Raw genomic sequence first — 6519 nt, 5'->3', positions numbered from 1 at the left:
TTGCGTCAACCCTGGGTTTGCTTCGACAAATTGGCGAAATCCCTCCAAATCAGTAATCTTAGCACTATGACCTTTTTGATAGTTCTGTTTCGGGCGATAATCACCAGTTTCTGACCACATTTTTAACCATCTTTGTACGGTTCTGATGCTTATACCAAATAACTCACTAACCTCAACTAGTTTTGCCCCCTTTAAGACTGCTTCGACTGCTTTTTGACGCAAATCGTAACTGTATGGTCTTGCCATCGCTTTTCTCCACAGCATCTATCCTATAATATGACGACCTTACCCTGCTTGACTATAGATGGAATTTCCTATGTCTTTGGGGGGTTTCCTAAGTTATGTTGAGCGATAGAGAACATTCAAGAAGTTCTTGGCTCATTGATCAAAACGAAGAGAAGATGTTGTTACCGCTGCAACCTGTGAAGCGTATTTGATTAAATGGTTTGGTTTATAAACGCTATATGGTTTATCATGATAAAGCTTTAATCTTCTATTCTTTTTAGATGGAGTTACTGCTTGGGCTTCTTCTATTGCCGCATCAATTTATGGGTATCGTATCCTTATCACGATGAAGGCTAACAACAGATGAGTAACGCGCCGGATGCTTGGCGCAGCTAGAGCTGTAGCCCTACTTCTCAACCCTCTAAACGTTTCACCCTAAATCCGGGAGCGCCAAACAGATTTTCTACATCGGTTGGTCTCTGATTTCCATAGCGAGTTGGTTATGTCAATTGCAAAATTAAAGCAGAATCAAGGTTGCACCAAGGGTTTTGGGGGCGGGGTGGGCATTTTTGCGCTATACTATGAGGACTGTTATGAGTAATAGCGGCACAACCCTATGGACCTCACCATTCACCAAGGACTGGGACGCTATCAACAGGTGGATTACCATGCGATTTTGGGTGTGCCTTTGGATGCGGGACCCCAGGAGATTCGGCGCCGGTATATGCGGGTGGCGCGGGCCTTACACCCGGATACCACCAGCCATCTGAGCGAAGAAGACCGACAGATAGCCGCCCAGATTCTTTCCCGCTTGGTGAATCCGGCCTACGAAAAGCTCTATGACGACAAGGTGCGGGCCGAACACAACCTGATTCTGAAAATGATCGGGCAGCAGGTATCCCAAGAAACCCTGTCTTTTGCCACAGAAGCGGCGAATTTGCTCCAGCGGCAGCCAGACCCAGAAGCCTATTACCGGGAAACTCTGGCAAAACTCACCGAGCAGCAGTTTGCCGTGCCCCATGAGACGATGCGGATTATTAACGAAATTAGTGAGTTGAATCTGGCTTTGTTGCGCTGGCAGTATGCGGGGAATACGGTGGCGTTTGGGTCACGTCCGGCCAGCCCTCCCCCGGCGGCAGAACCCGTAGCCGGTGCTGCTGCGCCACCCACGCCGACTACCCCGGAACCGGCAGCGCCTTCCTTTATTGACCAGTTCTACAACCGGGCGGAGGAGTTGGTGCGGCTGAAGGATTACCCAGGGGCGTTGCGGGAATTGGACGATGCCCTCAAGTTGGACAGTGGTGATGCCCGTTGTTTGAGCTTGAAAGGTTATGTGTATCTCCAGACCAACCAACTGAAAATGGCCAAAATTCACTTTGAACGGGCGCTCAAACGGGACAAAACCAACACGCGGGCGCTGCAAGGGCTAGAGGCAGTGGAAAAAATGCTGGCCAAACAAGCCAAGGAAAACGAAGCCAAGGCCAAAGCCGCTCCTCCTGAGAAAAAGAAAAAGGGGCTTTTTGGTTTCTTTGGGCGATGAATTTTCCGCCGCCCACCGGCAGTCGGGATTTGTTGCCTCTGGAGGTGATCCAGAAAACCTGGATTCGCGAGCGGTTGCAGGGGGCGTTTCACCGCTGGGGGTATCACCGGGTGGTCACTCCCACCTTGGAACGCCTCGATACCCTGGTCGCGGGCGGGCGGGTGCGTCCGGAGCGGGTGGTGCAGATTCAAGACCGGGATGGGATTTATGGCCTGCGTCCTGATGTGACGGCTTCGATCGCGCGGGTGGCAGCCAGTCGCTGGGGGCAGATGCACCATCCCCAACGGTTGTACTACGTGGCGAATGTGTTTCGTCCCCATCCCCAACGGGGGCATTGCCAGGAGTCCTACCAGGTGGGGGTGGAACTGCTGGGTGTGGCCGGCCTGTTGGCCGATGGGGAAATCCTGCGTCTTTTACACGATGGGTTGACGGCGATTCAGTTGCCCCCGTGGCGGGTGATTTTGGGGGAAGCGGGGTTGACGCGGTTATGGATTCAGGGGTTTCCTGCGGCCCTGCAGGGGTTGGTGACCGAAGGGTTGATGCGCCTAGACCGGGTGGCGCTGGGGGAATTGCCCTCGCCTTGGCGGGAGCAGGCCTTGGCGTGGTTGGAGTTGCGGGGGGAACCGGCACAGGTGTTGCAGCGGTTGCGTACTTGGGAACTCACGCCAGCCCAGTGGCAGCGGGTCAATCACCTGAAATCCCTGGTGGAATTGTTACCCCCGGATTTCCCCCTGGTGTTGGATGTGAGTTTGATCCCGTCTTGGGACTATTACACCGGCATCGTATTACAGGTGGCGGTGATTCAGGGGCATACGGTGCAGTTGGTGGGGCAGGGCGGGCGCTACGACGACCTGATTGCCACCTACCACCCGGAGGGGAAAACCGTACCGGGGATTGGCTTTTCCCTGAATTTGGAAACTCTGCACCAGCAGCTTTTGCCGGTGGGGGTGTTGCCTCAGCGTCCGGCCCGCCCCGATTGGGTGGTGATTCCCCAGGGGGAAACCGCCTACCGCGCCGCCTTGGACTACGCCCAATACCTGCGGCAGCAGCATCCTCAGCAGCGGGTGGAGCTGGCTTTGGCGCCCCCACCGGAAGCGCCGCTCCAGGGGGTTGTCTGGATAGATGCCGGCGGTGTGGCTCAGGTTTCTACGGGTTGTGAGCGGTCCCCCGAATCCGGGCGCACCCCCAAAGGAATCGTAAAGTGAAATTTGCTGCCCTGCCCCCGCCCTGCCGATTCCGCCCAGATTTGCCCGCCTAGCCCAGTGACAATTTGCCGACAAATGGCCAAGCCCAGTCCGGTGCCCCCCACCGTGCGGCGCAAGGCCCCTTCTTCCTGGTAAAATCGGTCGAATACCGCCTGCAACTGGCTGGGTTCGATCCCCCGCCCCGTATCGGCCACCACCACTTCCAACATCTGCCCCGGTTGCACCTGCGCCCGCACCGTTACCCGCCCCTCCGGGCCGGTAAATTTACAGGCATTGTCCAGCAACTTGACCAACACCTCCACAATGCCTTCTCCATCGGTGCGCAACAGGGGCAAATCCGCCGGTAATTCCACCTGAATCTGGGGCAAGCGGCCCCCCGCGTGGGAACGCAGATGCGCCAAGGCCAACTCCACACATTCGGATAAGGTGATGGCTTCCTTTTGCCATTGCACCCGGCCACTTTCGAGGCGCGACAGGGTGAGAAAATCCTGAATCAACTTGTGCAGCCGCTCGGCGTCACTCATCGCCGCCGCCAGCATTTCCTGGCGCACCGCCGCAGGCATTTCCGGTTCGGTGGCCAAACTTTCCAAACACACCTGGATCGTGGATAGGGGCGTGCGTAATTCGTGGCCGATGATGGCAATCAAATTGGTGCGGGTGCGGTCTAAGGCCTCCAACTGCTGGTTCAACTCGGCCAAACTTTGGTATGCCTGCGCCTGCACAAACGCCAACCCCACCTGGTGGGCAATCGCTGTTACCAAGGCCAAATCCACCTCCCGCCAGGAATAGGGCTTCGCCCCGCAGTGATGCAACTCCAACATCCCCAGCAACATCCCCTGGTGAATAATTGGGGCCATCAACCAGGAGCGCACCCGGTAGGTCTGCAACAGATGCAACAGGGAGGTCTGCCCCTGTAGTTCCGGCGCTATGGTCACGTCGTTCAACCCGATTGCCCGGTCGCGCCCAATCGCCAAAGCAAACAGGGGATTGTCGCTTAAGGGCCAATCCACTCCCTTGAGGGAGGGCACCCCCGCCGCCGTGTACTCGTACTCAATTCGCGCCGATGGGTGGTGAGAACGACAGCGGTACAAAATACAGCGACATTCGGGAAAATTCTGCCCCAATTCCTGCACGGCAATCGGGAAAATTTGTTCGGGGTTGAGGGTGCTGCGAATGGCGCCGGTAATCAAATTCACCAGCCGCTGTTGCCGTTCCTGGTCGCTTAGGGCGCGGTAGGCTTTGAGGATTTTGTACTGACTGGATTGGAGATAGGTCACCAAGCGTTCCACAAAAGGCTCTGGGTGAAAGCCCGCAGGGGCAGCAGAGGGGGGCGGGGCGGTCAACTCGTACTGGGCCATTGCCTGGGCAATTTTTGCCTCTAGCTGGGGTTTGTAGCGGCAAATCCGCTCCAAAAGCAGGCGGGCGACGGTCTGGCTGATGGTGCGCTCAAAGGTCCAAATCCCCTCAAACCGGCGGGCTTGGTCCATCAGCGGCGGCTCGCTAGGGCGTTCTCGGCACACCAAACAAGCCGCGTAGTGACGCCCCAAAACCACCAGATGCCATTCCTGGGCCAGGGGGTCATCGGGGGCAAAGGCAATGGTTTCGTAGGGTTCCGGCACCTGGGCAAAATCCGTCTCCGGGGCGGCCAGCACGTAAATTTGGGAGGTGTGTTGCGCCAACTGACGGTAGCGGCGGGTTTCTTGCCGGTAGTAACGTTCCTTTTGGAAATTGGCAATCACCAGTGGGGCATCCGTACTTCCCAGCACCTGGTCTTCCATCGCGTGGGACAACGCCGTCAGAGAGGCTTTGAAATAAATTTGGGGTCGCAGATGGGGATGAATCTGCAACACAGCCTGCAATATAGAGGGAAAGGGCGCCATACCCAACTGGCGGTTGACAGTTGTATCTTTAACGATAGAAGATTCTGACCCCACTCCCTTGCCATTGTAAAAGAATGCGTACAGCGCCGCTGCCCCCTTGGTGGGACTGGCTTCCTGGCTGGTATGACAACCGCGCGCAAGCCCTGGCCGAACCGGCCTGGTATGTCCATTTGTGGCTGTGGCAGCAGCCGATTCCGGGGGGGATTCAGGGGCGACCGGCCCTGTTTATCGAGCAAGCCAATGCCCTTACGCCCCATGCCCCCTACCGGCAACGGGTGTTGGTGGGGATGGATGCCCAGCACGTGCAGTACTACGCCTGCCGGGAACCCGAACGCTGGCGCGGCTGCGGGGCGCAACCCGAACGCTTGGCGGCCCTCCAAAGCGAAGACGTCCTGCCTTTGTCTGGCTGCATTCTCCGGGTGCAACCAGAAAACGGGGCATTTTGCGCCCGCCCCATGCCAGGGAGTTGTTGCGAATTTATCTATCAAGGGCAAGTGCGGCGGGTGGAATTGGGGTGGTGTGTGAACGCCCAAGAATTTCTCAGCTACGACCGGGGGATTGACCCGGCCACCGGCCAGGCGATTTGGGGGGCGCTCATGGGACCCTACCGCTTCCACAAGCGGGCATGATTGGCTCCCTCACCGGGCAAGTTGCGGCAGTAGCCGGTTCCCAGGGGAAATGGCTGGTCATCCTGACGGTGCAGGGGGTCGGCTGGGAACTCCAGGTGGGACAACGGTGCGCCCAAGCCTTGACCCCAGGGCAAACCGTACATCTCTTTACCCATATGCAGGTCAAGGAAGAACAGCCCCTGCTGTATGGTTTTCGTACGGTGGCAGAACGAGATTTATTCCGGCAACTGCTGCGGGTCAATGGGGTTGGCCCGCAATTGGCCCTGGCGTTGCTTGACACGTTTCCCCCTGGGGATTTGGCGCAGGCCATTGTCACAGGGAATATCGCCCTATTGACCCAGGCACCGGGGGTAGGGGCCAAAACCGCCCAACGCCTGAGTTTGGAACTGCGCCATGCCATGCAGCAATGGTTGGGGGAAGGGCCGACCACTTCTTTACCCGCCCCCATCCGCGAGGAAGTCACCCTCACCCTGGCTGCCCTGGGTTACACCGGGGCCGAAATCAGCCAGGCGCTCAGCCAACTGGGACAAGACCGGGAATGCCAGCAGACCACCGATGCTGAGGTCTGGATTCGTCGCGCGATTCAGTTGCTAAGTTGAGGGGCCAACAATTTGGGCAACGGCATGGCTGAATCCCAAATGAGATGGGAAACCCCAGAAGTGTTGCATCTGGCGTTGCTCATTAAAAGTTATGAAACGACGCACGTTCGTAATTCCACCTTCGCTGTATGTTTATACCCAAATTCAGCAACGGATAGTGCTATCCAAGCACATGTTTCATCCCCCATTGACCCCTGCTGTTTCTCCCCAAAAAGGCAAAGCCACCGACCTGACGGATTCTTGAGCATCACCCAAATGGCACTACCTAAACTTGGGGCAGGTAAAGTGCTTGAAGTTTTTTATATATAGTCATTTTTATTGAAAATGCAACATTTTATGAGAGGGGGGTGTAAGATGGGGAGGAAGGTGAGAATCAAGGAGGAGAATCAGAATGTGTTACAGTCTGGATTTACGGAAGAAGGTGATAAGTTTCATTGAGAA

General features: G+C 56.6%; 7 protein-coding genes. 5 read left to right on the top strand and 2 right to left on the bottom strand.

Annotated features, from left to right (window positions below; all coding sequences use genetic code 11):
• Positions 1-264: helix-turn-helix domain-containing protein (locus tag ACWISF_RS08805; protein ID WP_448381216.1), on the bottom strand; the 264-nt coding region annotated here is incomplete at its 3' end.
• Between the two features lie 577 nt (positions 265-841).
• On the opposite strand from ACWISF_RS08805, the gene ACWISF_RS08800 reads away from it, so the two are divergent.
• Positions 842-1765 carry a J domain-containing protein gene (locus ACWISF_RS08800; RefSeq protein ID WP_448381215.1) on the top strand — a complete coding sequence of 308 codons (924 nt, stop codon included), beginning with the start codon at positions 842-844 and terminating at the stop codon, positions 1763-1765.
• Positions 1762-2970, top strand: a complete 1209-nt coding sequence (locus ACWISF_RS08795; RefSeq protein WP_448381214.1) for an ATP phosphoribosyltransferase regulatory subunit — start codon at positions 1762-1764, stop codon at positions 2968-2970. The genes ACWISF_RS08800 and ACWISF_RS08795 overlap by 4 nt, the downstream gene beginning before the upstream one ends.
• Here the strand turns inward: ACWISF_RS08795 and ACWISF_RS08790 are convergent.
• Positions 2904-4850: a DICT sensory domain-containing protein gene (locus ACWISF_RS08790; protein ID WP_448381213.1), complete on the bottom strand. Its 1947-nt coding sequence runs from the start codon at positions 4848-4850 to the stop codon at positions 2904-2906. The two genes, ACWISF_RS08795 and ACWISF_RS08790, sit on opposite strands and share 67 nt — an antisense overlap.
• Before the next feature lie 74 nt (positions 4851-4924).
• On the opposite strand from ACWISF_RS08790, the gene ACWISF_RS08785 reads away from it, so the two are divergent.
• From ACWISF_RS08785 to ACWISF_RS08775, 3 genes are read left to right on the top strand one after another with little or no spacing between them, the layout of a single operon-like run.
• Positions 4925-5479: a CpcT/CpeT family chromophore lyase gene (locus ACWISF_RS08785; protein ID WP_448381212.1), complete on the top strand. Its 555-nt coding sequence runs from the start codon at positions 4925-4927 to the stop codon at positions 5477-5479.
• Entirely contained in the window at positions 5476-6078 is a 603-nt protein-coding gene (ruvA, locus tag ACWISF_RS08780) for a Holliday junction branch migration protein RuvA (RefSeq protein ID WP_448381211.1), read from the top strand. The genes ACWISF_RS08785 and ruvA overlap by 4 nt, the downstream gene beginning before the upstream one ends.
• A gap of 24 nt (positions 6079-6102) precedes the next feature.
• Positions 6103-6387: a hypothetical protein gene (locus ACWISF_RS08775; protein ID WP_448381210.1), complete on the top strand. Its 285-nt coding sequence runs from the start codon at positions 6103-6105 to the stop codon at positions 6385-6387.
• Positions 6388-6519: the final 132 nt, after the last annotated feature.

This window comes from Gloeomargarita sp. (assembly GCF_053491055.1).
The sequence above is the reverse complement of the archived record's forward strand: the minus strand, read 5'-3'. Positions and strand labels throughout refer to the sequence as shown.